Annotated in this window: 21 protein-coding genes and 2 pseudogenes; 14 read left to right on the top strand and 9 right to left on the bottom strand. The window is 59.9% G+C overall.

Going from position 1 to position 24331, the window contains the following annotated elements; all coding sequences use genetic code 11:
* Positions 1-82 precede the first annotated feature (82 nt).
* The 13 genes and pseudogenes from ACWUKX_RS22400 to ACWUKX_RS22340 all read left to right on the top strand — a co-directional run bounded on the left by ACWUKX_RS22400 (position 83) and on the right by ACWUKX_RS22340 (position 14471).
* Positions 83-1165 carry an LLM class flavin-dependent oxidoreductase gene (locus tag ACWUKX_RS22400; protein WP_456009024.1) on the top strand — a complete coding sequence of 361 codons (1083 nt, stop codon included), beginning with the start codon at positions 83-85 and terminating at the stop codon, positions 1163-1165.
* 2172 nt (positions 1166-3337) lie between these two features.
* Positions 3338-4231 carry a nitrogenase iron protein gene (gene nifH, locus ACWUKX_RS22395; protein WP_027155260.1) on the top strand — a complete coding sequence of 298 codons (894 nt, stop codon included), beginning with the start codon at positions 3338-3340 and terminating at the stop codon, positions 4229-4231.
* Positions 4232-4319: 88 nt separating this feature from the next.
* Positions 4320-5819 carry a nitrogenase molybdenum-iron protein alpha chain gene (gene nifD / locus ACWUKX_RS22390; RefSeq protein WP_456009023.1) on the top strand — a complete coding sequence of 500 codons (1500 nt, stop codon included), beginning with the start codon at positions 4320-4322 and terminating at the stop codon, positions 5817-5819.
* A 122-nt stretch (positions 5820-5941) separates the two neighbouring features.
* Positions 5942-7483, top strand: coding sequence for a nitrogenase molybdenum-iron protein subunit beta (gene nifK, locus ACWUKX_RS22385; protein ID WP_456009022.1), 1542 nt, complete (start codon positions 5942-5944; stop codon positions 7481-7483).
* A gap of 60 nt (positions 7484-7543) precedes the next feature.
* On the top strand, positions 7544-9031 hold the full coding sequence (gene nifE / locus ACWUKX_RS22380; protein ID WP_456009021.1) for a nitrogenase iron-molybdenum cofactor biosynthesis protein NifE: 1488 nt from the start codon (positions 7544-7546) through the stop codon (positions 9029-9031).
* Positions 9032-9039: 8 nt separating this feature from the next.
* Positions 9040-10422: a nitrogenase iron-molybdenum cofactor biosynthesis protein NifN gene (gene nifN, locus ACWUKX_RS22375; RefSeq protein ID WP_456009020.1), complete on the top strand. Its 1383-nt coding sequence runs from the start codon at positions 9040-9042 to the stop codon at positions 10420-10422.
* Positions 10388-10888 (top strand): nitrogen fixation protein NifX, encoded by a 501-nt coding sequence (gene nifX, locus ACWUKX_RS22370; RefSeq protein ID WP_027155255.1) that lies wholly within the window; start codon positions 10388-10390, stop codon positions 10886-10888. The genes nifN and nifX overlap by 35 nt, the downstream gene beginning before the upstream one ends.
* A 15-nt stretch (positions 10889-10903) precedes the next feature.
* Entirely contained in the window at positions 10904-11383 is a 480-nt protein-coding gene (locus ACWUKX_RS22365) for a NifX-associated nitrogen fixation protein (protein ID WP_027155254.1), read from the top strand.
* A 225-nt stretch (positions 11384-11608) separates the two neighbouring features.
* Positions 11609-12475: a universal stress protein gene (locus tag ACWUKX_RS22360; protein ID WP_456009019.1), complete on the top strand. Its 867-nt coding sequence runs from the start codon at positions 11609-11611 to the stop codon at positions 12473-12475.
* A 115-nt stretch (positions 12476-12590) separates the two neighbouring features.
* Positions 12591-12725: pseudogene (locus ACWUKX_RS22355) on the top strand (CCE_0567 family metalloprotein); the annotation flags it as partial.
* Entirely contained in the window at positions 12722-13039 is a 318-nt protein-coding gene (fdxB, locus tag ACWUKX_RS22350; protein WP_027155252.1) for a ferredoxin III, nif-specific, read from the top strand. The pseudogene ACWUKX_RS22355 and the gene fdxB, both read left to right, overlap by 4 nt.
* A gap of 33 nt (positions 13040-13072) precedes the next feature.
* Positions 13073-13267: an exopolysaccharide production repressor protein gene (locus ACWUKX_RS22345; RefSeq protein ID WP_456009080.1), complete on the top strand. Its 195-nt coding sequence runs from the start codon at positions 13073-13075 to the stop codon at positions 13265-13267.
* 190 nt (positions 13268-13457) lie between these two features.
* Positions 13458-14471 (top strand): 1-aminocyclopropane-1-carboxylate deaminase, encoded by a 1014-nt coding sequence (locus tag ACWUKX_RS22340; RefSeq protein ID WP_456009018.1) that lies wholly within the window; start codon positions 13458-13460, stop codon positions 14469-14471.
* Positions 14472-14606: 135 nt separating this feature from the next.
* On the opposite strand, the pseudogene ccoS reads toward ACWUKX_RS22340, so the two are convergent.
* The 8 genes and pseudogenes from ccoS to ccoN all read right to left on the bottom strand — a co-directional run.
* Positions 14607-14756: pseudogene (gene ccoS / locus ACWUKX_RS22335) on the bottom strand (cbb3-type cytochrome oxidase assembly protein CcoS); the annotation flags it as partial.
* The gene (locus ACWUKX_RS22330) at positions 14753-17044 is read right to left on the bottom strand and encodes a cation-translocating P-type ATPase (protein WP_456009017.1); all 2292 of its coding nucleotides are present in this window, start codon (positions 17042-17044) and stop codon (positions 14753-14755) included. The gene ACWUKX_RS22330 and the pseudogene ccoS, both read right to left, overlap by 4 nt.
* Entirely contained in the window at positions 17041-17556 is a 516-nt protein-coding gene (locus ACWUKX_RS22325; protein ID WP_455850715.1) for a FixH family protein, read from the bottom strand. Before ACWUKX_RS22325 ends, ACWUKX_RS22330 begins: the two co-directional genes overlap by 4 nt.
* Positions 17553-19112, bottom strand: a complete 1560-nt coding sequence (gene ccoG / locus ACWUKX_RS22320; RefSeq protein ID WP_456009016.1) for a cytochrome c oxidase accessory protein CcoG — start codon at positions 19110-19112, stop codon at positions 17553-17555. The genes ACWUKX_RS22325 and ccoG overlap by 4 nt, the downstream gene beginning before the upstream one ends.
* Positions 19113-19490: 378 nt before the next feature.
* Positions 19491-20354: a cytochrome-c oxidase, cbb3-type subunit III gene (gene ccoP, locus ACWUKX_RS22315; RefSeq protein WP_456009015.1), complete on the bottom strand. Its 864-nt coding sequence runs from the start codon at positions 20352-20354 to the stop codon at positions 19491-19493.
* Between the two features lie 2 nt (positions 20355-20356).
* Positions 20357-20506, bottom strand: coding sequence for a CcoQ/FixQ family Cbb3-type cytochrome c oxidase assembly chaperone (locus ACWUKX_RS22310; RefSeq protein ID WP_027155246.1), 150 nt, complete (start codon positions 20504-20506; stop codon positions 20357-20359).
* A 10-nt stretch (positions 20507-20516) separates the two neighbouring features.
* Positions 20517-21248 carry a cytochrome-c oxidase, cbb3-type subunit II gene (gene ccoO, locus ACWUKX_RS22305; protein ID WP_456009014.1) on the bottom strand — a complete coding sequence of 244 codons (732 nt, stop codon included), beginning with the start codon at positions 21246-21248 and terminating at the stop codon, positions 20517-20519.
* Positions 21249-21258: 10 nt separating this feature from the next.
* Entirely contained in the window at positions 21259-22869 is a 1611-nt protein-coding gene (ccoN, locus tag ACWUKX_RS22300) for a cytochrome-c oxidase, cbb3-type subunit I (protein WP_456009013.1), read from the bottom strand.
* A gap of 147 nt (positions 22870-23016) precedes the next feature.
* On the opposite strand from ccoN, the gene ACWUKX_RS22295 reads away from it, so the two are divergent.
* Positions 23017-23535 (top strand): hemerythrin domain-containing protein, encoded by a 519-nt coding sequence (locus ACWUKX_RS22295; protein ID WP_456009012.1) that lies wholly within the window; start codon positions 23017-23019, stop codon positions 23533-23535.
* Here ACWUKX_RS22295 and ACWUKX_RS22290 read toward each other — a convergent pair.
* Complete coding sequence (locus ACWUKX_RS22290; protein ID WP_456009010.1) at positions 23532-24278, bottom strand: Crp/Fnr family transcriptional regulator; 747 nt, start codon at positions 24276-24278, stop codon at positions 23532-23534. The genes ACWUKX_RS22295 and ACWUKX_RS22290 overlap by 4 nt on opposite strands.
* Positions 24279-24331 lie beyond the last annotated feature (53 nt).

The following is a 24331-nucleotide window of genomic DNA, read 5'->3' as shown; positions in this document are numbered from 1 at the left end:
GCATCGACACCGCGGCCAACGCCGTCGACACACGTCTCAAGCATCCCCCGCTCAGCCAACCTCCGTGAAACAAGGAACCACCATGGAATTCGCGACATTCATCCTGGCCGCTCAACGCGGCTATCATCAATCGTCCAGCAGTGTGATCCGCAACTCCATCGAACAGGCGGTGGTTTCGGAGCAGGCTCAATTCAACACCGCCTGGTTCGCCGAGCACCACTTCAATAATTACAGCCTGATTCCGTCGCCCTTGATGATGGTGGCGCACTGCGCCGGCATGACGAACACCATTCGGCTCGGCACTGGCGTCTGCGTTCTCCCGCTCTATCAGCCACAGCGCCTGCTCTCCGAGATCGGCTTCGCCGACGTCGTTTCGAACGGCCGCCTCGAACTCGGAGTCGGCTCGGGGTACCAGCAGTTCGAGTTCGAGCGTTTCGGCGTCGATGTCGATGAGGCGCCGGCTGTATTTTCTGAATATTTGGCGATTCTACTCAAGGGCCTCAACCAGAAGATCTTCGAACACAATGGCCAGTATGAGAAGATACCGCCGACGGCGATCTCCGTACGCACCCTTCAGAAGCCGACCCCGCCGATCTGGATCGCCGCCGGATCCGCGCGCAGCATGGGCCGGGCGTATCGTGAGGGACACAATCTTTTTGTCACAGCATTCCACAACAGCTTGGAGACCATGCGCATGCTGCGCGAAGGCATCGAGAAGGCGGCGGCTTCCGAGGCTAAGAACGTCGCGCACTCGAGGATATCGCTGCTGCGCTGCTGCTATGCCAGCGACAACGCCGCGGAAATCAACAGCTATCTCGACAATGCCCGTTTCCAGCGCCGGCTATCTGAAGCACTGCATCAGCGCCGCCAGCAGAGCCAGGACGGCTACCTGCTGCAGGAAACACCTACGCAGCAGGATCTGTCCTTCGAGAATATGCGCGAGAACTTGCCGATCGGCAGCGTGAATCGCGTGATCGATCGCCTACTGGAAGAGATAAACATCCTGAAACCGGACCAGATCGCGATTCAGACCCAATTGGGAGATTTCGACCACAACACGATGCTGCGCCAGCTCGATCTCTGGGGGGACAAGATCATCCCGGCGGTCAACAAATCGCTTGGTCACACCGTGGTTTCAAATTCGCAGCGGCCTGGTTTGAATTAGACTGCATTGGCGTGGCGCTGTTCGCCATCGGAGATCGTCACCGGACGCTTGTCGATGCTGCCAGCATATCGCTTCAGGCCGCGGTTCGGTCGGGATCCTTTTCAAACAACGTCGCTCTTGGTTCGACAAAGCGCGCCCCCGCTTTCACGGCATTTGGAATCGGAAACCAGTTTCAACCTTCGGCGTAATGGCGCGGTTCGTCAGGCTGTCGTCAGCAATGACCTCTATCGGGGCCCTAGTGATCCGCCTGCGAGTCAAAGCCGGCAGGGTGACTTTGATCCCGAATTGATTACGGAGTAGAAATGAAGAGGTCCTTCCTGCTGGCTGCCACCGCGATTGGCTTGCTCGCTGTGTTTATGACGGCGAAATCGTTTGCGTCCGAAGTCAACGACCGCTCGGCTCCGGCACCCACAGCACCCACAGCACCCACGGCACCCACAGCACCCACGGCACCCACGGCACCTACGGCACCCACGGCAATCACGGCACCAAGCGACGGCCGCCAAGATGCCACCCGCGATGCGACCAATTATCTTATGACCGGCCAAAGACTCCTCTGCTTCCTACGGCTAGCGAAGTGCACCGATCCTCGGTTCTGAGCGGTGTTGGCTCTCTCCATAGGAATGAGACCTTGCCGTTGGCCATGCTGATGGCCGAGATCAGTCAGCATCTACGCCGATCTGCCTGGCCCGTGATGGCTGTTCCGTCAGGACGTCGTCAGCAGCGGTGCATAGGTTCATTACATCGACCCGCCCCCACCCTGCGGCTCAAAGCCCGCAGAGTGGCTTCGACTCTATCTGCCGTTCCCAAATTGACCAACGGAGACAGAAATGAAGAGGACCATTCTGCTGGTAGCGACCGTAATTGGCTTGCTGGGTCTGCTTGTGACAGCAAGATCGTTGGTGTCCGTGGCGGCTCCGGTAACGGCCACGGCACCAAGCGACGACCGCCAAGATGCCACCCCCGATTCAACCGATGATCCTGATTTAATACCCGACGACGAGTTCATCTGCTGGTTCTTACCGCGACGGATCTGCGGGAATTAAATCTGAGGGCGAGATCTTTTGCGTCCGATGTCAACGACCACTCGGCTCCGGCAGCCACGGCGCAAAGCGATGCCAACCCCCGATGCGACCGATGGTCTTGGGGCCGGCGAAAGAGTCTTTTGCTTGCTAACGGTTAGGAAGTGCGCTGATCCTCACTTTTGAGTGTAGCGGCCTCAAATGCCACTCAGGGGAATTGGCGATAGTGGCGCGAAGGGTATCCGCCGAGATCAGTCAGCATCTACGCCGATCCGCCTGGCCGTGATGGCTGCTCCGTCAGGATGTCGTCAGCAGTGCATAGGTTCATTAAATCGACCCGCCCCCACCCTGCGGCTCAAAAGCCGCAGAGTGGCTTCGACTCGATCTGCCGCTCCCAAATTGATCAGTGGAGACAGAAATGAAGAGTGCCATTCTGCTGGTAGCGACCGCGATTGGCTTGCTGGATTTGTTTGTGACAGCGAAATCGTTTGTGTCCCTAATCGATCAATCGGCTCCGGTAACGGCCAGGGCTCCAACCGACGATGATAGGCCATAACGCCACAACCGAAGCAGATGGTCATGCTGTAAAGGACAACTACGATTTCATCTGCCTGAACCCACCGCGATGCGCTTGCTGGGGTCATATCTGAGAGCGAAATCGTTTGCGTCCGAAGTCACGACCACTCGGCTCCAGCAACGGCCGTGGCAACAGGCGATGACAGCTTGGATGCCAGCGCCCATCCAGCCGATGATCCTGCTGGTGGAGGCCGACGGCAGCACCCAGGTCGCACACGGGCTCTCTCGCGCCCGCCACTGGCGGTTTTGGTAGGCGGAAGTCTCTCACGATAGCTGTATGAACGGCGTCATCCACGTGGCCATGGTCAGGGTTTGTCGATTGCGGAGCTGTGGCTATGGGCCATCGTCGACATAACCAATCGACACCTCTGTAGGCTTTGTCGGATCCGCGACATGGGTATTTAACCAATCAGCCGTCTGCATGAGGCTAAGCAGCTGAAAACAGTCAGTAATTTTTTCTTTCAGGTCGGTCCAGGCAGGTTGGCACGAGTTTTGATCCTCTTGGGAGCGGCATGATCTGCCGACCGGTCATTCGCGTATTGGCCCAATAGATGGAACAAGGAAGGAAAGCTACATGTCGCGTTTGCGTCAGATCGCATTCTACGGAAAGGGGGGCATCGGGAAGTCTACTACCTCCCAAAACACGCTCGCTGCCCTGGTCGACCTCGGGCAGAGGATTCTCATCGTAGGCTGCGACCCTAAGGCCGACTCTACCCGTCTCATCCTTAACGCGAAGGCGCAAGACACCGTGCTCCACCTCGCCGCACAGGAAGGGTCCGTCGAAGATCTCGAACTCCAAGACGTGCTGAAGATCGGTTACAAGGACATCAAGTGTGTCGAATCCGGTGGACCCGAGCCGGGCGTCGGTTGCGCAGGCCGCGGTGTCATCACTTCCATCAATTTTCTTGAGGAGAACGGCGCCTACGAAGACGTGGACTACGTCTCGTACGACGTGCTCGGTGACGTTGTGTGCGGCGGCTTCGCAATGCCTATCCGCGAGAATAAGGCACAGGAAATTTACATCGTCATGTCCGGTGAGATGATGGCGCTCTATGCTGCCAACAACATCGCCAAGGGTATTTTGAAATATGCCCATTCGGGAGGCGTGCGTCTCGGCGGTCTGATCTGCAACGAGCGCCAGACCGACCGCGAACTCGATCTGGCCGAGGCTCTCTCTAAAAAGCTGAATTCCAAGCTCATCCACTTCGTGCCGCGCGACAACATCGTCCAGCACGCCGAACTGCGCAAGATGACGGTGATCCAATATGCGCCGGACTCCAAGCAGGCCGGGGAATACCGCGCGCTTGCCGAAAAAATCCATGCCAATGGCGGTCAAGGTACCGTCCCGACTCCGATCACCATGGAAGAGCTGGAAGACATGCTGCTCGACTTCGGCATCATGAAGACGGAGGAGCAGATGCTTGCCGAACTTGCCGCAAAGGAAGCCACACCTGCGGCCGCTCAATAGTCCCGCCCAGGGCGCCGGGCATCCCGGCGCCTTCACCGAACGGGCGTCTACCAGGCGCCAGCCGAAGAAACTCAAAAAGGGCAGCTTTATGAGCCTTGACTCCCAAAATGACGGCGCCTTGCACACCAAGCTCATTGAGGAAGTGCTATCGCGATATCCAGACAAGACGGCAAAGCGGCGCAAGAAACACTTGGGCGTCGCTACCAGCAGCCAAGAGGTTGCCGGAGAAGCGGAGGCTCTCTCCGAATGCGACGTCAAATCGAACATCAAGTCCATTCCCGGTGTGATGACAATCCGGGGCTGTGCCTATGCCGGTTCCAAAGGCGTGGTGTGGGGACCGGTGAAGGACATGGTCCACATCTCGCATGGGCCCGTCGGGTGTGGCCAATATTCCTGGTCGCAGCGCCGCAACTACTATGTCGGCACCACGAGCATCGACAGTTTCGTCACGATGCAGTTCACTTCCGACTTTCAGGAAAAGGATATCGTCTTCGGCGGCGATAAGAAGCTGGAAAAGATCATCGACGAGATCGAAGAGCTTTTCCCGCTGAACAAGGGCATTAGCATCCAGTCGGAATGCCCGATCGGGTTGATCGGCGACGACATCGAGGCGGTCTCGCGCAAGAAGGCCAAGCAGCACGAAAAGACCATCGTGCCGGTGCGCTGCGAGGGATTCCGCGGGGTCTCGCAGTCGCTCGGCCATCACATTGCCAATGACGCAATCCGCGACTGGGTCTTTGAGAAAAAGGACGCTGAGTTCGAGCCAGGTCCTTACGATGTCAACGTCATCGGCGACTACAATATTGGCGGTGATGCCTGGGCGTCGCGTATCCTGCTCGAGGAGATGGGCCTGCGCGTGGTCGGCAACTGGTCAGGTGACGCTACGCTCGCCGAAATCGAGCGCGCGCCGAAAGCCAAGCTCAACCTCATCCATTGCTATCGATCGATGAACTATATCTGCCGACACATGGAAGAAAAATACGGCATCCCCTGGATGGAGTACAATTTCTTCGGACCCTCCCAGATCGAGTCCTCGATGCGCACCATCGCCAAGCATTTCGGGCCGGAGATCCAGGAGAAAACCGAGTACGTGATTGCCAAATACCGCCCGCTGGTGGATGCGGTCATCGACAAGTATTGGCCGCGCCTGGAGGGCAGGACGGTCATGCTCTACGTCGGTGGCCTGCGCCCGCGGCACGTGATCTCCGCCTACGAAGACCTCGGGATGGAGATCGTCGGCACAGGCTACGAATTCGGGCACAACGACGACTATCAGCGCACCGGTCATTACGTGCAAGAGGGCACGCTGATCTATGACGACGTGACCGGTTACGAACTGGAGAAGTTCATCGAGGGGATCCGTCCTGATCTCGTCGGCTCCGGCATCAAGGAAAAGTACCCGGTCCAGAAGATGGGAATACCATTCCGCCAAATGCACTCCTGGGACTATTCCGGTCCCTATCATGGGTATGACGGCTTCGCCATCTTCGCCCGCGACATGGACTTGGCCATCAACAACCCGGTCTGGGACCTCTACGACGCGCCCTGGAAGAACAAACCCGCGGCCGCGGCCATCGCAGCCGAATAAAAACCTTGCTTCGCATCGCCTGCGAGGCCTCGAGCGCCTGCGGTCCTTGATCCGCAGGAGACCCGAACATCATGACGTCCCTGTGCCGCCGGATGGCGCCGCCAGATCAAAAGAGGTACTCCATGCCGCAGTCGGCCGAAAAAGTTCTCGATCACGCTCCTCTGTTCCGTGAGACGGAATACAGAAAGATGCTGGCCGCAAAGAAGCTGAATTTCGAATGTCCGCACCCGGACCAGATCGTCACCGACCAAAGCGAATTCACCAAAACCTGGGAATACCGGGACAAAAACCTCGCTCGCGAAGCGCTGGTCGTGAATCCCGCCAAGGCCTGCCAGCCCCTTGGCGCGGTGTTCGCCGCCGCGGGTTTCGAACGCACGATGTCGTTCGTCCACGGCAGCCAGGGATGCGTGGCCTACTATCGTTCGCACCTGTCACGCCACTTCAAGGAGCCGGCGTCGGCGGTATCGTCCTCCATGACCGAAGACGCAGCGGTGTTTGGCGGCCTGAAGAACATGATCGACGGGCTCGCCAACACCTACAAACTCTACGAGCCGAAGATGATCGCGGTCTCCACCACTTGCATGGCAGAGGTCATCGGCGACGATCTACATTCGTTCATCGAAAATGCCAGAAAGGAAGGCTCAGTCCCGCAGGACTTCGAAGTGCCTTACGCACACACCCCAGCCTTCGTCGGCAGCCATGTCGACGGCTATGATGTTATGGTCAAAGGTGTATTGGAAAACTTCTGGAAGGGGAAGCAACGCTCCGCAGTCGCCAACACGGTAAACATCATTCCCGGTTTCGACGGCTTCTGCGTCGGCAACAATCGCGAGCTTAAGCGTCTGCTGGACCTGATGGGTGTGTCCTATACGTTCATCCAGGACGCCTCCGACCAGTACGACACGCCGTCGGATGGCGAATTTCGCATGTATGACGGCGGCACCAAGATCGAGGACGTGAAAGCGGCACTCAACGCCGAGGCAACGCTGTCGCTGCAACACTACAACACCCGCAAGACGCTGGAATATTGCCAGGAGGTCGGGCAGACAACGGCCTCCTTCCACTATCCCGTCGGAGTCGAGGCCACCGACGAGCTCCTGATGAGGGTGTCGGAGATATCCGGCAAGGAAATCCCGGAGGCGATCCGCCTCGAACGTGGCCGCCTGGTTGATGCGATGGCCGATAGCCAGTCGTGGCTGCACGGGAAGAAATACGCCATCTATGGTGACCCGGACTTCGTCCACGCCATGGCCCGCTTCGTCATGGAGACAGGCGGCGAGCCGACCCACTGCTTGGCTACCAACGGCACCAGTGCCTGGGAAACTGAGATGAAGAGGCTGCTCGCAGCCTCCTCCTTTGGCAAGGACGCCCAGGTCTGGGCGGGCAAGGACCTATGGGCGATGCGCTCTCTGCTCTTTACAGAACCGGTGGACCTGCTGATCGGCAATTCTTACGGCAAGTATCTGGAGCGCGACACGGGTACGCCGCTGATCCGACTGATGTTCCCGATCTTCGACCGTCATCATCATCACCGTTTCCCGCTCATAGGCTATCAGGGTGGACTGCGCGTGCTGACGACGATCCTCGACAAGATCTTCGACAAGCTCGACCGAGAGACGATCGAGACGGGCGTGACCGACTATTCCTTCGACTTGACCCGCTAAAGCAGCGGCCAGCCACCGGGGCTGGGCGCTATTCCGGACGGACTTTTGGAGACCGGCGCAATGTTCTTGCCCAATGCCAAACTGCGGGATGCCTTCAGCGAGCCCGCTTGCGAGAAGAACCAGGGCAAGGATGCCAAAACGCGCAAAGTGGGCTGTTCCAAGCCGCTGACGCCGGGAGCTGCAGCCGGAGGCTGCGCCTTCGACGGTGCCAAGATTGCGTTGCAGCCCATCACCGACGTCGCGCATCTGATCCACGCGCCGCTCGCCTGCGAGGGCAACTCCTGGGACAATCGGGGCGCGACGTCATCCGGGTCGGCCTTGTGGCGCACAAGCTTCACGACCGATCTCACCGAACTCGACGTCGTAATGGGGCAGGGCGAGCGCAAGCTTTTCAAGGCCATTCGCGAGATCAGCCAAGCTTATGCGCCGGCGGCGATCTTCGTCTATTCAACCTGCGTGACCGGGCTGATCGGCGATGACATCGATGCCGTCTGCAAGCATGCGGCGGCAAAGTTCGGCTTGCCCGTGGTGCCGATCAATGCGCCAGGCTTCGTCGGCTCTAAAAATCTCGGCAACAAACTCGCAGGCGAGGCGTTGCTCGACCACGTCATCGGTACCGCAGAGCCCGATGATGCCGGCCCTTGCGATATCAACATCATCGGCGAGTTCAATCTCTCTGGGGAGTTATGGCAGGTAAAACCACTCCTTGATCGACTGGGCATCCGCGTGCGCGCCTGCATTCCGGGCGATGCACGCTACCTCGATATCGCCTGCGCGCACCGCGCCCGAGCAGCGATGATGGTCTGCTCAACCGCTCTCATCAATCTCGCCCGCAAGATGGAAGAGCGCTGGGACATCCCCTTCTTCGAGGGTTCCTTCTACGGCATCACCGCCACCTCGCAAGCACTTCGCAACATCGCTGATCTGCTCGTCAGGAAGGGGGCCGATCCGGCGCTCGTCGACCGCACCGAGGCGCTGATTGCACAGGAGGAGGCGCTTGCTTGGAAGAAGCTCGCCGCCTATCGCCCAAGGCTCGAAGGCAAGCGCGTGCTGCTCAATACCGGCGGTGTCAAGTCCTGGTCGCTCGTCGATGCGCTGATGGAGACCGGCATCGAGATCGTCGGGACCTCGGTCAAGAAATCGACCGTTGAAGACAAGGAGCGCATCAGACAGACGCTAAAGCAAGAGAACCAGATCTTCGAGTCCATGGCACCGCGCGAACTTTACGCCATGCTCTCACAGCGCAAGGCCGACATCATGCTGTCGGGCGGGCGCACGCAATTCGTCGCGCTGAAGGCAAAGACACCCTGGCTCGACATCAACCAGGAGCGTCACCACCCCTATGCCGGTTACGACGGCATGGTTGAGCTCATACGCCAGATCGACCTCGCCATTCACAATCCAATCTGGCGCCAGGTGCGCGAGCCGGCACCGTGGGATAGCCATCCTGCCCTGTGGGATGAACTGACGAGCATAACAAGCGCCGGCACGACCGACAGCGCGCGTGGGAAATTCCCGGGGAACTCCAAGGCCGCGGGCCAGGGTTGAGCAAACCGATGGCCAGCATTATTCCCCAGACAAAATCGGCCGCGGTCAATCCGCTGAAGTCGTCACAGCCGCTGGGTGCCGCGTTCGCCTTCCTCGGAGTGGATGGTGCGGTTCCGCTTTTCCACGGCAGCCAAGGCTGCACCAGCTTCGCTTTGGTGCTCTTCGTGCGGCATTTCAAGGAAGCGGTCCCCTTGCAAACAACGGCAATGGACGAATTGGCGACGATCCTCGGCGGGGCGGACCATCTCGAAGAGGCGATCCTTAACCTCAAGACCCGCACCAAGCCAAAGCTGATCGGGGTCTGCACCACGGCACTGGTAGAAACCCGTGGCGAAGATTTCGCAGGCGACATTGCCAAAATCAAGCTCGACCACGCGGAAGAACTCGCCGGTACGGAGGTCATGCTGGCCAACACGCCGGATTTCGACGGCGCGATCGAAGAGGGCTGGGCCAAGGCTGTCACCACGATGATCGAAGGCATTACACGGCCCGGCGAGCAGGTGCGGCAGTCCAAGAAGATCGCGATCCTGCCCGGCTGGAACCTCACCGTGGCCGACATCGAGCACTTGCGCGAGACGGTGGAAAGCTTCGGCCTCGAGCCGGTGATCCTGCCGGACGTCTCCGGCTCGCTCGATGGTACGGTACCGGACCGCTGGATTCCCACCACCTATGGCGGCACCGGCGTCGAGGACATTCGCGAGCTTGGCACAGCGGCCCATTGCATCGCCATTGGCGAGCACATGCGCTGCTCGGCGGACGCGCTGCAGCGGCTGACAGGAGTGCCTTATATGCTGTTCCACTCCCTAACCGGATTGAAGGCCGCCGATCGGCTTGTCTCGCTCCTTTCGTTGATTTCGGGCGCCGCGGTGCCGGCCAAGATACGCCGTCGTCGGGCTCAATTGCAGGATGCCTTGCTCGACGGACATTTCCATTTCGGCGGCAAGAAAATTGCGATCGCTGCTGAACCAGACCAGCTCTACCAACTGGCGACCTTTTTCGCCGGTATGGGCGCCGAAATCGCGGCGGCGGTGACCACGGCCGATAGGTCAAAGATTCTCGAGAAAATTCCAGCGGAATCGGTCCAGGTCGGCGATCTCGGAGATCTGGAAACCCTTGCTGCTGGCACTAACCTTCTTGTCACCCATTCCCACGGGCGCCAGGCGGCAGAGCGCCTCGGCATTCCGCTCATGCGCGTCGGCTTCCCCATCTTCGATCGTCTCGGCAGCCAGCACAAGCCCACAATCCTCTATCAGGGGACGCGCGACCTGATCTTCGAGGTCGCCAACATCTTCCAGGCTAACCAGCATGCGCCGAGCCCTGAGACCCTTGATCCATTCCGAAACCGAGAAATCCCAGATGACCTCGCTTCGTCGCCTCTCGCTCGTCACTGACGAGGTCCACGCCTTGCCGCCGGAAAGGCAAGCCGGGGCATTACGCGTGGCGATCGCCACGCAAGACCTGAAAGAGCTTAACGCCCATTTCGGATCGGCCAAACGCTTTGCCGTCTACGACGTGACGCCCGCCGAGTGGAATTTCGTGGAAGCAGTGGCGTTCGATGACGTTTCCGACGAAAGCGGAACGCATCGAACCGAGGGCGATGACCGCATCGGCCCAAAAGTGTTGGCGTTGAAAGGCTGCCATCTATTGTTTTGTCTGGCGATCGGCGGGCCCGCCGCAGCCAGGCTCGTTGCAGCAAAAATCCATCCGATCAAAGTGCAGCACCCCGAACCTATCGCTAGCGTCCTGTCGCGAACCCAGGAGATGCTCAGGAAGGCTCCTCCGCCGTGGCTGCGCAAGGTGTTAGCGGACGCGGGCGTTCCCCGAAAGAAACCGTCCTTCAAGGATGACGAAGATTGAACGAGGAGATGCGCAATGGCTGATGCGGCGGTCATCGCTGATGTCAAAGAGGTCGAGGCGGCGCTTGCCACGCCTTTCGTCAAGTGCCTCGTGCGGCTGGTTCGCGCACAGGACTCTTACGGCTCATGGGAAGGCAAACCGGACCCGGAGCTGCTGGCCGACTTCATTGTCACCAAGGAAAAGCGTCGTGAAATGCCAATCATCGGCGATCCTGATCCAGACGTGCTGTGGAGACTGGATATTTACTACGCCGCTGTCGGGCTCGCGATCGAGGAGCGCTCCGGCCTGATGGCATCGCCCATGATGAAAATTAGCCACGAGGGCTTTGGGCGCGTGCTTCTCACGGCCGGGCGATTGGTGGTTTTGTCGAAGACGCTGCGCGACGTCCACCGGTTCGGCTTCGAGACGTTTCGGAAGCTTGCTGAGGCCGGTACGAAACTGGTCGATGATGCAATCTCGGCTATCGAAATCTATCCCGACGCGGCCCGGGCGTGATGCAACGCTCAGACCTTGCCGGAACTGGGAGGGAATTCGAGGGTGCTGCAGGTCGACCATCTGTGCCAACCCAAGCTAGACAACGAACTGGCCGGCTACGCTCTCGATGAGCAGGGCGGCACACAATGAAACCAATACGGTGACCACCGCCCATTGTCCCACCTGCTGGGCAGGTGCGGCTTCGAACGCGCGCACATACAAGAATACTTGGAAAGAAGCAGTCAGATGGCCTTTAAAACCGTGCTGTGTGTGACGGAAGTTGAGCACTCCGATCAGGACGTCAGAACCGCCGCCGACCTGTGTGCCGAGGTTGGCGCACGTCTGTCCGTACTGATCGTCAAATTTGTCAGCCGTCGGCCGATCGGCGCAGGCGTCTGCCCCGAGCACACAGCAGACGTGCTCAGACTGGAAAGACGAATCCGCGAAATCGATAGCCTTTCACAGGGTATCGCCAGACTGGAAAAACGGTCCAGGGAAATCAAGACACTGCTGGAAGCCATGGGGGCTCCCTGTGAGGTGGACACTGACTATTGCGACCAGGCCTGTGTCGGTGACGTGGTGCGGCAGCGGGCGCTCAACGCAGACCTGACAGTCATCGGACCCTCACTCCTCAACGACGACGATCTCGGACCACTTGCTCTTGACGCCAGTCTGGTGGAATCGGGAAAGCCGGTACTTGTTGTTCCGCACGGCGCTAAGGCCTCTCTGCGGCCGCGGCGCATGCTGATCGGCTGGGATTCGCGAGCGGAGACGTCGCGTGTGGTTCGGGCAGCGCTGCATCTGCTATCCGGTGCAGAGGAAGTTCGTGTCGCACTGGTCGATCAGGAGGCAATCGGGAACGGCAACGGCACCGGGCAGCGAATGTACATTGTGACCTACCTCGCCCGACACAATATTCGGGCAGCTATCGACCGGCTGCCGAGCGCCGGCCAGTCGCTGACCACAGTCCTCACGCAGCATGCGATCGATACGTCCGCCGACATGGTCGTCATGGGCGGATATGGCCAGCGGCCGCTGCGTGCGCGGATCTTCGGCGGTGTGACCAGATGGATAGCTGAGAAGCCGCCATTGCCGCTGTTTGTGGCGCGATGAGGCTGTTGTCGCACGAAGTAATCGAGCCTCGCCGGAACGGTTCGGCTGGAGGTCAGCCGAAGAGTCACCGCCAGCGCGCCCAGTGCAACCGGTTGGGAGGAAGGAAGTCATGTCGGACTTGCACGACCTTGCCGAGGACCTCCCGGTCGGCTGGCGCAAGATAAAGACCGTCGCCGAGAAAACGTTCGACGTTTTTGCGGAGTTGGATGCTGCAAAGAGAGAACTCGCCGCGTTGGAGAAGTCACGATGACCAGCCCGTTCGTTACCCGCGACGGCTCCAGATGGATGCCCGATTATCTGACCGCTATCGACGGCGCGACCTGCATCGGGTGCGGCCGCTGCTTCAAGGTGTGCTCGCGCGAAGTCATGCACCTTTACGGCGTCGACGACGCGGGTGAAATCCTCGGCATTTGTGACGACGAGGACGACTTCGAAGGCGAACTCAATCGCATGATCATGGTCGTCGATCATGCCGGCCGCTGTATCGGCTGCGGAGCCTGCGCCCGCGTCTGTCCGAAGAACTGCCAGACCCATCTTGCGGCCGACACCCCGCAGCATGACTGACGAACAAGCCAGGAGACGTCCGTGCCTCTCAGGATGTTTTACCGCGTCATGGCGTTGGTCCTGCCCACCAATGCTCTCATTATTCCCTTCGTCTCGCACTCCATACGAGCGGCAATGGTCAAGACTCTGGGTTGTGCGCTGGTTCTCCAGGCAGGCTATTTCTGCGCAAAAGGCCAAGCATTGCGATGGCGACCGGGAAGTTCGGCGCCAGTCGCCAACCTGCCGTGAGGACGAGGAATGAACCTTCGGATGTCGCAGCACCGCGTGCGCCTCGCCTCGTTTCGCCCGCCAATGAGATGAAATCAATGACGGGTTCTCTTTGGATGTCGAGGGGCGCAACTGACCCGAAAACGAGTCCGACGCTTGGAAGGACTTGTGGATAGCAGTGTTAGCTCAATCATAAACCGCCGGAGAAAACATGCTGGAGAAATTCGAACGCCACCCGCTCACCTTTGGCCCAACCCCGATCGAGAAGCTCGACCGACTCGGCCAACATCTGGGGGGAAAGGTGGACATCTACGCCAAACGCGAGGACTGCAACTCAGGTCTCGCATTCGGCGGAAACAAGCTCCGCAAGCTCGAATACATCATCCCTGACGCGATCGCGTCAAATGCCGACACGCTTGTCTCTATCGGCGGCGTCCAGTCCAACCACACACGCATGGTCGCTGCGGTCGCCGCCAAGACCGGCATGAAATGCCTCCTGGTTCAGGAGAGCTGGGTGCCGCATGAGGATGTCGTCTACGACCGGGTCGGCAACATTCTCTTGAGCCGCATCATGGGAGCAGAGGTGCGGCTGGTCGACCAGGGCTTTGACATCGGCATCCGCCGCAGTTGGGAAGAGGCACTCGATGAAGTCAAGGCAAGGGGCGGCAGACCCTACGCGATACCGGCTGGGGGCTCCGTTCACAAATATGGCGGCCTTGGCTACATCCGGTTCGCGGAGGAGGTGCGCGCGCAAGAGAAGCAGCTTGGATTTGCCTTCGACTATATCGTCGCATGCACGGTCACCGGCTCGACGCAAGCCGGCATGATCGTCGGCTTTGCTCAAGACGGCCGACAGCGCAACGTGGTCGGCATCGATGCCTCCGCAACCCCCGAGCAGACCAGCGCACAGGTGCTAGCAATTGCCAATGATACTGCGAAGCTCGTCGACCTTGGCACGGAATTCACAGAGGATGACGTGGTGCTGCTCAAGGAGTACGCATACCCGTATTATGGCATCCCGTCGGAGGAAACAAAGCAAGCCATCCGTCTGTGTGCCCGCCTCGAGGGTATGATTACAGATCCCGTCTACGAGGGCAAATCGATGCAAGGCATGATCGATCTCGTCCAGAAAGGTTTCTTTCCAGAAGGTTCGAATGTCCTCTACGTCCATCTCGGCGGGGCGCCGGCAATCAACGGTTACGGTTATACGTTTCGCAACGGCTGAGGTCTGCAGATACTACCCGCAATCCAGCTCGTATGCTTGGCGACAGGTGAACTCCAATTCCCAGTTGGGCCGCTACGCTCGCGGCGATCCGCCGCTCGAATTCCACTTCCACATGGTCGCGCGTTCAGTCAAACCGTCCGGCTTGTCGTCCCGGTCGATCAGGATGCGCTCTGCCGCTCCGTCGAGATCCTCGTATTGGCCGCTACGCAGAGCCCATAGGAAACCGGCCAATCCAAGCGCGCCCAGAAAGAGCGCAACGGGGATCAGATAGACGAGGGTCGTCATCGGGACTGGACCAGTATGTCAGGCCGTGCGCGCTTTTCGGGCAGAACATTCCCAAGCCCCGTACGCTTCGTGAAGGCGTGAAGCCGCATGGCGTTTCCGACAACGATCAGTGACGAGGTGGACATCGCGATCGCCGCGAGGAGCGGCGTCACGTACCCTGATATGGCGATCGGCACGGCAAAGATGTTGTAGACGATTGCAATGGCTACGTTCTGGCGGATCAGCCGGCCTGCCTTTCGTGAAATATCCAATGCCAAAGGCACCGCCAGAAGGCCCTCGCGCAGGAAAACGAAATCGGCGGCATTGCGACCGATATCGGCCGCGGTGGCGGGAGCCATCGAGACGTGCGCAGCCGCCAGAGCCGGCGTATCGTTGAGCCCGTCGCCTACCATCAAGACCTTGTGGCCGGCCCTGGTCAGCGCCTCGATGCGCTCCACCTTGCCGGAAGGAAGAAGCGAGGGCACGAAGTTGCTGATGCTCAAGGACTTGGCCACCTCACCGCAAGCCTTTGCGGTATCCCCGGACAGCATTTGGATGGACACGCCAGCATCCTTCAATTCCTTTACCGCGGTCCAGGCGTCGGCGCGCGCGGCGTCCTCAAAGTCAAACGAGGCGACGATCACGCCGTTCCTCGAAAGCACCGTCCCGCCGTAGCCGCCAAACTTACAGTCCCCACCGGTCCCAGCCTTCCATTCGGCCCATCCCCGTCGGCCCAGGCGCCAAGTGTTCGCCTCCGTGGTGGCCTCGATGCCGAAGCCCGGGTGCTCGCTGATCGAAGCCAGCCTCGGCTGATTGGAAGAGCCTGAAAAACCGGCGATCGCCGTCGAGAACGGATGGCGCGAATGCATGGCCATGCCGGCTGCGATCGCCAGCATGGCCGGATCGATGGAGGGCGCGTTGACAAGCCGCGGCCGTCCAAGGGTGAGCGTTCCGGTCTTGTCGAACACGGCTATGTCGATGGCCGCCAGCCGTTCCATGGCCGAACCATCCTTGACCATGACGCCGGCATCGAACAAGCGCCGCGCCGCGACCACCTGCACCATCGGCACGGCAAGGCCGAGCGCGCATGGGCATGTAATGATGAGAACAGCGATTGCGGTTGTCATAGCCAGACGCCAGTCGCCCGATGCGGCCATCCAACCAAGGAAGGTCACGAGTGCGGCCAAATGCACTACCGGGGCGTAGAGGGCAGAGACGCGGTCGGCAATCCTGCGGTACTGCGAACGACTGCCCTCGGCGGCTTCCATCAGCCGAACCATTTCCGCGAGAAACGAGTCCTTCGCGGCCGCCGTCGCCCGCATGGTGAGCGAACCAGTGAGATTGAGCGTGCCGGCCTGGATATGTGCTCCCGGGCCAACGGTACGCGGCGTGCTTTCGCCGGAAACGAGCGAGCAGTCGAGATCCGAGCTGCCATTGAGGATGTCGCCATCGACGGGCACGCGCTCTCCGGCTGCAATCACCAGATCCATACCCGGCTCGATCTCGCCGACCGGCAGGTATTCGCGGGTCCTGTCGCTGCGCAGGATGATAGCGCCGCGTGCGGCTAGCCGCGAAAGCCCACGCACGGCGGTGCGTGCCCGTTCACGCATCACATGGTCCAGCGTGCGACCGATCAACAGGAAAAAGAGCAGCGACACCGACGCATCGAAATAGGCATGCTCACCATGCGTGATCGTTTCGTAGAGGCTCATGGCATAGGCGAGTGAGATCCCGACGGCGATCGGCACGTCCATGTTCATCCGCCCATGGCGAAGCGCATTCCCCGCCGAACGGAAATAGATGCCCCCGGCGAAGGCGAGGGCAGGGATGGCAATCAGCGCCGAAACCCAATGGAAGAGGTCGCGGGTGGCTCCTTCCGCACCGGACCAAACCGACACTGAGAGCAGCATGATATTGCCGGCGGCAAAGCCGGAAACGGCAACCGCCCGGATCAGCTCCGACAAGGTCTTGTCCTCCTTGGCGGTCTGCGGGTCGAACAGATGCGCCTGAAAGCCAAGCCGTCCCAGTGTAGCGAAAATCGGTGGCACCTGGTCGCCATGCCATCGCACCGACACACGTTTGGTAGATAGATTTACGCGAGCGCTTTCGATGCCCTCCAGCTTTCTCAAGGCCGTCTCAATGGCGTGTATGCAGGCCGCGCAGTGAACTGTCGGCAACGACAGATCGGTCTGGTGCGTGTCGCCGCCCAAACTGCGGCTGGCCAGTTTGACCTCGTCGCTTGACGGCAGGGCGGATGCTGCGTCGACGACGACCAGTGCCGCGTCGGCGCCCGGCGCGCAGCAGCTCATCGCAGCGCCCCCTTCGAGATCATGATGCGGCGGACATCACGAAATGGCAGAGCAAGGCCCGCATCGGCGTCGATCTCGACGATCCAGACCCCATCTTTCGGTGTATGACGCGCGGCAAATTCCCCGAGGCTATCAGGACGGCCACCTGACGCCGCGGCAAGTGTCACAGCTCTGTCCTGCGCGTCGTAGGCCGGGTGCCGAAACAGGACCCGCACGCCGTGCAGCGGAACCATTGTGCCCTTAGCATCGGAAACGCTGTAGCGAACCTCGCCGGAGACTATGGTCAACCTGCCTTCCCAGCCAAGTGCCGCTTGTACCTGTCCTTCCCTGGCCTTTTCGTTGAACTGCTGGCTGGCCACATATGTGTTCTCCACCACAAGGCCGGTCCAACTCGTGCTGGCGAGCGTTGCCATGGTTAGGTTGACGCCGATCACGATGCCAAAGAAACCGAGAACTGTCAGGAGCATATGCTTGCCAGTGAATTCGCGTCTACTTTGCGTATTGGCTTTCATCTGGCGATCTCCGGCGCATTGAAGCTGGCGGTGTACTCGGCCGATTCAGAGCTTGCCTCGTCCCCAATCCGAAACTTGAAGCTTTGCACCGGTTTGTTGATTTGGTCCGCCGGTTGGCGGACGAAAACCTTGAGCATTGTGAGCCGGTCCGGCTCCACTGGAACGGCGAATGAACGGCCGGCTGGAAGGTCGACGCCGACGATACTCATTTCCGCGCCGGCGAGCCCTTCCAGGGTGAGCACGACCGTCCTCGGCTGGGGGATCATGTTGAGCAATTTGACGATGTAGCCGTTGCGGATCGAGCCGTCCGAAAGCGTTACAAATTGCGGATTGCGGTCGTGAAGGACATTCAATTCCAGCCGCTCACGCGTGAGCAGCCAAGTGATGAGCACCAATCCGATCGCCAACCACGCCCCGAGATAGATGAAGGTGCGCAACCGGAAGATCTTTCGCAGATGGAAGTGCGCGACACCGTCGACGAAGGTGGTGCTCGAGTTCCTGATCAGCGCCGGGTTGATGGCACCGGTGCCGCCGGCGGTCGCCAGTGCCAAGTTGGCATTGTAGTCCGCCAGCGTTGCGTAGGAGATCAACCCGCGCGCGCGGCCGAGCTTGTCCATGACGCCATTGCAGGCATCGATGCAGAGCGCGCAGGTGATACACTCCATCTGCTGGCCATTCCGGATATCGATACCCATCGGGCAGACCGCCATGCAGGAATTGCAATCGACGCAATCGCCGACAGGCTGTCCGGAGGCCAAGGCTTTCTTGGCATGGCGCCAACGGGGTTCGCCGCGCCAGTCGTTGTATGTCACGGTCAGCGAATTTTCGTCGAGCATGGCGGCCTGGATGCGTGGCCAGGGGCACATATAGGTGCAGACCTGCTCGCGCATCAGCCCGCCAAACACGTATGTGGTTCCGGTCAGGATGGCGATGGTGACATAGGCGACGGGTGCCGCCGTGCCTGTGGCGACTTCGCCGAACAGCTTCGGCGCATCGGCAAAGTAGAAGATCCAGGCCCCGCCCGTGGCAACTGCGATGACCAGCCACACGGCATGTTTGATCGCACGCAGAAGCAATTTGCCCGCGCTCCAGGGACCGGCTTCAAGTCTTATGCGGGCATTGCGATCGCCTTCGATCGCGCGTTCAACGAAGAGGAACAGGTCGACCCAGACCGTCTGCGGACAGGTGTACCCGCACCAGGCCCGCCCGACCGTAGACGTGACCATGAAGAGGCCGATGCCGGCCAGCATCAAAAGGCCCGCGACGTAATAAAATTCCTGCGGCCAGATTTCGATGAAGAAGAGGTAGAAGCGCCGGTTCGCGAGATCGAGCAGCACGGCTTGGTCCGGCGCGAAGGGGCCTCTATCCCATCGCAGCCATGGCGTCAGATAATAGATGGCGAGTGTGATCACCATGACCAGCCATTTGAACTGGCGGAAACGGCCCGAAGCACGCTTCGGGAAAATCTTCTTGCGCGCTGCATAGAGCGGTTGCCGAACGTTGGCAGAATTTACAGCCTCGGCTGCGCGCCGTTCGATCTGCCTTTGGTCCAGCACCGCGCCTCCAGTCGAGCAGTCTGCAGCTTCCCGTCGAGCAAGCTTTGCCCCAGAGGCGGCCGCGCCACCTTGATGCAAATCAATCCCGCGAGCCATAAGGTAGGTCGAGGCCCGGCTACAGCCGGGCCTCGTCGCTTGACGGTGGTGGGTGGTGAATAGGCCGCTTCTCCTATTCCCGCCAAGCGAATGCACGTAGACCGCAAGCTCCTTCACTTTTGTCTCCCCCAGACGCGCTCCCCATGCTGGCATTACACCCTGCTTGGGTGCGCGGACCTGCGCGGCGATTGCGCTTTCGCCCGAGCAATAAGGTAGGTCGAGGCCCGGCTACAGCCGGGCCTCGTCGCTTGACGGTGGTGGGAGGTGAATAGGCCGCTTCTCCTATTCCCCACCGCCAAGCGAATGCACGTAGACCGCAAGCTCCTTCACTTTTGTCTCTCCCAGACGCGCCCCCCATGCTGGCATCACACCCTGCTTGGGTGCGCGGACCTGCGCGGCGATTGCGCTTTCGCCCGAGCCATAAAGCCAGATCGCGTCAGTCAGGTCGGGAGCCCCAGCCTCCCGGTTTCCCTTTGCGTTTTCGCCGTGACAGGCAGCGCAATTGTCCGCGAACACGTTGGCGCCGGACTGGATCAGGGTTTTGTCGCGCACCGGCCCTGAAAGGCTAGCCACATACGCGCTGACCTGGCTGATCTGCTCGGGTTGAAGCACGTCTGCGAAGGCCGGCATTTCCGACTGGCGAGTATCCAGGTCGGGAGCAAAGCGGATGCCGTGGGTAATGGTCTGCTGGATCTCCTCGGCCTTGCCGCCCCACAGCCAGTAGTCGTCGTTGAGATTTGGAAAGCCCTTGGAGCCTTGAGCGCCCGAGCCATGGCACTGCACGCAATTGACCTTGAACGTCGCGCCGCCGGCTGCGACAGCGAATTCACGCAGCGCATCATCGGCAGCGATTTCGGATATGGTCTTCTGCTGAATGGCGGCGATATATTTGCCTTTGGCGGCTTCCGCTGCCGCCAGCTCGTTCTTGACGTCGTTGCGGCTGGAATAGCCCAGCACGCCCCTGGTCGCTGAAGACAGCATGGGCCAGGCGGGGAAGGCAACGGTGTAGGCCAGCGCCCAGGCGATGGTGACGTAGAAGGTTATCACCCACCACCGCGGCAACGGGTTGTTAAGCTCCCTGATGCCATCCCATTCGTGACCGGTCGTTGAGATGCCAGAGACTTCGTCGATATGCTCGCAGCTCATGATCAGTCATCCTTGAAAGGGATCTGGGCGGCTTGATCGGCCCGTGTTCTGCCACCGGGGCGCAGGGCAAAGACAATGCAGCCGACGAAGAACAGCGCCATGGCAAGCAGGCCCCAGCTGTCGGCGAACTCCCGCATCAAATTATAGCCCATGCGTCCCCCCTTAGCGGTAGCCAGCTGCATCGTCGTAGGTCCTGAAATCGACCAGCGTGCCGAGCATCTGCAGATACGCGACCAGCGCGTCCATCTCGGTGACCTGGGCTGGATTGCCGTCGAAATCACCGACCTTGGCTTTGGTATAGCGCTTCTCAAGGGCCGTCGTATCCGCGGCCGGGTCTGCCTGTGCTTTCAGATCGGCGTTGGCACTGGCGATCATGTCTGGCGTGTAGGGAACGCCGACGCGAGCGTTCGCCACGAGATGGGTTGAGAAGTCTTTCACGGCGATTTGTGTGTCCTTGAGGAACCCGTAGCTCGGCATAATCGATTCAGGCACGACCGAGCGCGGGTTTGTCAGGTGCTGTGTATGCCACTCGTTGGAATATCGGTCGCCGACACGCGCCAGATCCGGACCGGTACGTTTTGAACCCCACTGAAATGGATGGTCGTACATCGACTCGGCCGCTAGGCTGTAGTGACCATATCGTTCGACCTCGTCGCGAAACGGCCTGATCATCTGGCTGTGGCAGAGATAACAGCCCTCGCGGACATAGATGTTGCGTCCGGCGAGCTCCAGCGGCGAATAGGGCCGCATGCCTTCGACTTTCTCGATCGTGTTATCGAGATAAAAGAGGGGAGCGATCTCGATGATGCCGCCGATGGTCACCACCAGCAGCGACCCGACGAGGAGGAGCGTGGCGTTTCTCTCGATGAGGGCGTGTTTGGCCATCAAGCCCATGTCTGGCTCCTTATTCGGCAGGTTGGAAAGCGGACACGGAACCCGGCAATGGCTGTTCTTCGCGCTGCCGGCCAAGAATGGTCATGGTGATGTTCCAGGCCATGATCAGCATGCCGGCGAGATACATCGAGCCGCCCGCGGCGCGCATGACGTAGTAAGGATGCATGGCTGCTACGGTCTCGGCGAAGGAATAGACGAGAAAGCCCTGCTCGTCGTATTCGCGCCACATCAACCCCTGCATGACGCCGGAGACCCACATCGCCGCCGCATAGACGACGATGCCAAGAGTCGCCAGCCAGAAGTGCCAGGTGACGAACCGCAGCGAATAGAGACGTTCGCGGTTCCAGAGTTTCGGCACCATGTAATAGAGCGCGCCGAACGAGATCATGCCGACCCAGCCGAGCGCGCCCGAGTGAACATGGCCGATGGTCCAGTCCGTGTAGTGCGACAGCGAATTGACCGTCCTGATGGACATGACCGGACCTTCGAAGGTCGACATGCCGTAGAAGGCGATCGCGGCAACCATCATGCGAATGATCGGGTCGGTGCGGATCTTGTCCCAAGCACCTGACAAGGTCATCAGGCCATTGATCATGCCGCCCCATGAGGGCATCCACAGCATGATCGAGAACGCCATGCCGAGCGTCTGCGCCCAATCGGGCAGGGCGGTGTAATGCAGGTGATGCGGACCGGCCCAGATGTAGAGGAAGATCAACGCCCAGAAATGGATGATCGACAGCCGATAGGAATAGACCGGCCGGTTCGCCTGCTTGGGCACGAAGTAATACATCATGCCGAGGAAGCCGGCCGTCAGGAAGAAGCCGACCGCATTATGCCCGTACCACCATTGCGTGAGTGCGTCCTGGACACCAGAAAATGCCGAATAGCTCTTCGATCCAAGCAACGACGCAGGGATCGTGAGGTTGTTGATCACGTGCAGCATGGCGATGGTCACAATGAAGGACAGGTAGAACCAGTTGGCGACGTAGATATGCGGTTCCTTGCGCTTCAGGATGGTGCCGAGGAAAAGGATCAGGTACGCGACCCAGACAATCGTAAGCCATATATCGACATACCATTCCGGCTCGGCATATTCGCGGCTTTCGGTGACGCCCAGCAGATAGCCGGTCGCGGCCATGACGATGAAAAGCTGATAGCCCCAGAAGACGAACCAGGCGAGATTGCCGCCGAACAGCCGGGCGCGGCAGGTTCGTTGCACCACATAGAGCGAGGTGCAAATAAGCGCGTTGCCGCCGAAGGCGAAGACGACGCCGGATGTATGAAGGGGCCGCAATCGACCGAAGTTGAACCAGGGTTGAATGTTGAGGTCCGGGTAGGCCAGCTGTAGCGCGATGACCACGCCGACCAGCATGCCCACGACGCCCCAGAACACTGTGGCGATGGCTCCATAACGGATCGGCCCATCCATATAGGCCGAAGGATCAATCGGAGCTGCCGGTTTGAGTTCGATGTTGCGCAGCAGAATGGCCGTGAAACCGGCAAGGACAAAGAACAACACCCACATATGTTGCCGGAAAGGTCCGTCCACACCGAAGCCGGCGCCGACCAGGGCCGCGAATGCGCACAAGCTCAAAACGACGATCTCTGTGGCAAATCTCATGACATGTCCCTGACGCCGCATTTGATGCGGACGCGGGTCCGCTCCCCACTAATTTCGTAAACGGCGTGTTGGCGCCATGATCCATGTCAAGGGCGATGATCGCCAGTCGGACAATTCTGCGTCTTGAATTCACGCGGAGACGCCCAGATGGCCAGCTGCAAATCTTCAATCGTTGTCAAATGCAAGGCCTGGCCGTATGTCGAAGGCTGCCTTCATGCCAGCCGGCCGTGCCAGGATGTCTGTCTCTTTCACGATCGCAAGTTGCGGATCTGCGACGAGCTGGAGGCGATAGCCGACGGATTGCCCTCGGTGGATCGGTTGAAGTGCCTGCTGATGGCAAACGAGTTGGTGCCGCTGCTGCGCATGAGCCATGCCCGTGAGGAAGAGCATCTCTTTCCAGCGTTTGCGAGAGACGCAACTGATGGCAAGCGGATGGCTTCGCTACGTCGCTTGCGGGCCGAGCACATCGAGGACGAGTGCGCGGCACAGGATTTAACCGATACCCTGCTGACGATCGGGCATGGAGGTGGCGTCGCCAACCCTGAGGCCCTCGGTTTCATGTTAAGGGCCTTTTTTAGAGCGTCACGGCGACACATCGCATTCGAGCGCGAGCACGTCCTGCCGCTTGTCGTACAGCAGAATCGGACGAACCGACCGGAGACCTAAGCGTCAGAACACGCCCAAGTGCCCGAACAGCGTTGCAGCCGGCTTACGCTATCGACCACGACATGGCGACTGTTCTTGATCCGGATCACGCCGTCGGCACGAAGCTTTGTCAGCTGACGGCTGATGGTCTCGACAGTCAGCCCGAGAAAGTCGGCAATATCGGCACGGGTGAGCGGCAGATCGAAAGTTGCCGATGCCTTGCTGGTGTCCGTCGCCGGATCGATATTCCTCGCGATCAGGAAGAGAAAACTCGCTACCTTCTCAACCGCCGTCTTACGGCCCAGAGTCACCATCCACTCGCGAGCCTCATCCAATTCTGTCAGTGTCTGCTTGAGCAGGCGGTGTTCTAGAGCCGGTGCCTCCCTCATCATCCGCTCGATGGCCGCTTTCGGGAACGAGCACAGCGAGACTTCGGTCGCGGCCTCCGCGTTGATCTCGCTTTCCGACTTGAACGGCCGGCCCAGAAAATCGGGCGCGAATTGAAGCCCGACGATCTGCTGGCGTCCGTCCCCAAGAACCTTGGTCAGCTTTACAACGCCCGAGAGCAGGTTCGAATAGGTTTCGATCGGTTCGGCGTCTCCGATCAGCTCGGTTCCGGGCGGAATGCAGTGTCTCGACGATGCCTTGGCCAAGTCGACCAATTGGGCCGGCTCGAGCGCCCCGCACAGCCCGTGGTACCGCGCATCGCATGATTGGCAAAGCACAGGAAGGACATCGCTTTGAACGTCTTGTCGGATGGTCATCGTGCGGCCCGAAAGGATAATGATGGCAGCAAGATAGCATCGCTGCTGCGTCA

This window comes from Mesorhizobium sp. f-mel, assembly GCF_053850215.1.
The sequence above is the reverse complement of the archived record's forward strand: the minus strand, read 5'-3'. Positions and strand labels throughout refer to the sequence as shown.

What these genes read in the sequence shown, in the direction of transcription:
- ACWUKX_RS22400 (WP_456009024.1), top strand. Translation starts at nt 83, where the DNA reads ATGGAATTCGCGACATTCATCCTGGCCGCTCAACGCGGCTATCATCAA.
- nifH (WP_027155260.1), top strand. Translation starts at nt 3,338, where the DNA reads ATGTCGCGTTTGCGTCAGATCGCATTCTACGGAAAGGGGGGCATCGGG.
- nifD (WP_456009023.1), top strand. Translation starts at nt 4,320, where the DNA reads ATGAGCCTTGACTCCCAAAATGACGGCGCCTTGCACACCAAGCTCATT.
- nifK (WP_456009022.1), top strand. Translation starts at nt 5,942, where the DNA reads ATGCCGCAGTCGGCCGAAAAAGTTCTCGATCACGCTCCTCTGTTCCGT.
- nifE (WP_456009021.1), top strand. Translation starts at nt 7,544, where the DNA reads ATGTTCTTGCCCAATGCCAAACTGCGGGATGCCTTCAGCGAGCCCGCT.
- nifN (WP_456009020.1), top strand. Translation starts at nt 9,040, where the DNA reads ATGGCCAGCATTATTCCCCAGACAAAATCGGCCGCGGTCAATCCGCTG.
- nifX (WP_027155255.1), top strand. Translation starts at nt 10,388, where the DNA reads ATGACCTCGCTTCGTCGCCTCTCGCTCGTCACTGACGAGGTCCACGCC.
- ACWUKX_RS22365 (WP_027155254.1), top strand. Translation starts at nt 10,904, where the DNA reads ATGGCTGATGCGGCGGTCATCGCTGATGTCAAAGAGGTCGAGGCGGCG.
- ACWUKX_RS22360 (WP_456009019.1), top strand. Translation starts at nt 11,609, where the DNA reads ATGGCCTTTAAAACCGTGCTGTGTGTGACGGAAGTTGAGCACTCCGAT.
- fdxB (WP_027155252.1), top strand. Translation starts at nt 12,722, where the DNA reads ATGACCAGCCCGTTCGTTACCCGCGACGGCTCCAGATGGATGCCCGAT.
- ACWUKX_RS22345 (WP_456009080.1), top strand. Translation starts at nt 13,073, where the DNA reads ATGTTTTACCGCGTCATGGCGTTGGTCCTGCCCACCAATGCTCTCATT.
- ACWUKX_RS22340 (WP_456009018.1), top strand. Translation starts at nt 13,458, where the DNA reads ATGCTGGAGAAATTCGAACGCCACCCGCTCACCTTTGGCCCAACCCCG.
- ACWUKX_RS22330 (WP_456009017.1), bottom strand. Translation starts at nt 17,044, where the DNA reads ATGAGCTGCTGCGCGCCGGGCGCCGACGCGGCACTGGTCGTCGTCGAC.
- ACWUKX_RS22325 (WP_455850715.1), bottom strand. Translation starts at nt 17,556, where the DNA reads ATGAAAGCCAATACGCAAAGTAGACGCGAATTCACTGGCAAGCATATG.
- ccoP (WP_456009015.1), bottom strand. Translation starts at nt 20,354, where the DNA reads ATGAGCTGCGAGCATATCGACGAAGTCTCTGGCATCTCAACGACCGGT.
- ACWUKX_RS22310 (WP_027155246.1), bottom strand. Translation starts at nt 20,506, where the DNA reads ATGGGCTATAATTTGATGCGGGAGTTCGCCGACAGCTGGGGCCTGCTT.
- ccoO (WP_456009014.1), bottom strand. Translation starts at nt 21,248, where the DNA reads ATGGGCTTGATGGCCAAACACGCCCTCATCGAGAGAAACGCCACGCTC.
- ccoN (WP_456009013.1), bottom strand. Translation starts at nt 22,869, where the DNA reads ATGAGATTTGCCACAGAGATCGTCGTTTTGAGCTTGTGCGCATTCGCG.
- ACWUKX_RS22295 (WP_456009012.1), top strand. Translation starts at nt 23,017, where the DNA reads ATGGCCAGCTGCAAATCTTCAATCGTTGTCAAATGCAAGGCCTGGCCG.
- ACWUKX_RS22290 (WP_456009010.1), bottom strand. Translation starts at nt 24,278, where the DNA reads ATGACCATCCGACAAGACGTTCAAAGCGATGTCCTTCCTGTGCTTTGC.